This window comes from Blautia sp. HCP3S3_G3 (genome assembly GCF_052063365.1).
Taxonomy (GTDB): Bacteria; Bacillota; Clostridia; order Lachnospirales; family Lachnospiraceae; genus Blautia_A.
In genome coordinates, this window is sequence record NZ_JBQHXR010000057.1 from 1 (window position 1) to 1,512 (window position 1,512).

Consider the following 1,512-nt stretch of genomic DNA (forward strand, 5'->3'; position numbering starts at 1 on the left):
GAGCCTGTGAAAAAAAGTCTGTAAATAGCATATGGAAATATATGCGATAAGGGTCTTCTATGATAAAATCTAATTCATAGGAGGCCCTTTATTATGGCAAACAGAAAAAAAGAAGTTTACAAACCAAAACCGATGACTGAAGGAAAAAGAAACATCATTCAGGGGTTACTGCAGGAGTATGATATCGAGACTGCAGATGACATTCAGGATGCTCTGAAAGATCTTCTTTCCGGAACGATTCAGGAAATGCTGGAGGCTGAAATGGATGATCATCTTGGTTACGCCAAGTATGAACGTTCTTCTGAAAACAATTCTCGAAATGGAACAAAGAGCAAACGTGTCCGTAGTAAATACGGTGAGTTTGAAGTGGATGTTCCTCAGGACCGGGAAAGTACCTTTGAACCCAAGATTTTACCCAAACGTAAAAAAGACATTTCAGAAATTGAGGACAAAATCATTTCCATGTATGCCAAGGGAATGACTACCCGCCAGATCTCCGAGACCATCGATGATATTTACGGGTTTGAAGTAAGCGAGGGCATGATTTCTGATATCACAGATAAACTACTCCCCCAAATAGAGGAATGGCAGAATCGGCCACTCAGTGCTGTATATCCGATTGTGTTTATTGATGCCATCCATTTTTCAGTTCGGGATGACGGAATTGTCCGTAAATTAGCAGCCTATATTGTTTTAGGCATTAATGAAGATGGAAAAAAAGAAGTTTTGTCTATTGTGATCGGCGAAAATGAAAGCAGTAAATTCTGGTTAAGCGTCCTTAACAGTCTGAAAAACCGTGGACTCAGGGACATCCTCATTCTCTGTTCAGATGGACTTACCGGTATCAAAGAAGCGATTTCCACAGCGTTTCCAGCAACAGAACAGCAGCGCTGTATCGTGCATATGGTAAGAAATACGCTAAAATATGTCGCAAATAAAGACATGAAGGCGTTTGCAAAAGACCTTAAGACGATATACACGGCATCGGATGAACCGGCTGCATTGAAACAGCTCGATGCTGTAACAGATAAATGGGCACCAATGTATCCCAGCGCAATGAACAGATGGCATGATAACTGGGATGCTATATCACCGATCTTTAAGTTCTCTAAGGAAGTCAGAACAGCATTTTATACAACGAACGCAATAGAATCCTTGAATTCTTCCTATCGGCGGCTAAACAAGCAGAGAAGCGTATTTCCAAGTCCACAGGCTCTGCTGAAATCACTCTATATCTCGACGAATGAGATAACAAAAAAGTGGAGCATGCCGATTCGGAACTGGGGATTGGTAAGAGGAGAACTCGTGATCATGTACCCCGGCAGAATGCCAGACTAATCAAAAAACGATGCTATATCAAGGGTAAAATGCACACCCGGCACAGCCGGGTGCCCTTGACATACCATCTTGTTTTTGATAAAAATAATCAAGGGCTTGTAAGCGGATAACCGCTCCCAAGCCCACTCAATTATCATAGAAAATCTGGATTTACAGAGATTATTTCACACTGTC

At 41.7% G+C, this 1,512-nt stretch carries 1 protein-coding gene; it reads left to right on the forward strand.

Features of this window, described 5'->3' with window-relative positions:
* Positions 1-132: 132 nt before the first annotated feature.
* Positions 133-1,338: an IS256 family transposase gene (locus ACTNEW_RS16200; protein ID WP_441062841.1), complete on the forward strand. Its 1,206-nt coding sequence runs from the start codon at positions 133-135 to the stop codon at positions 1,336-1,338.
* Positions 1,339-1,512: the final 174 nt, after the last annotated feature.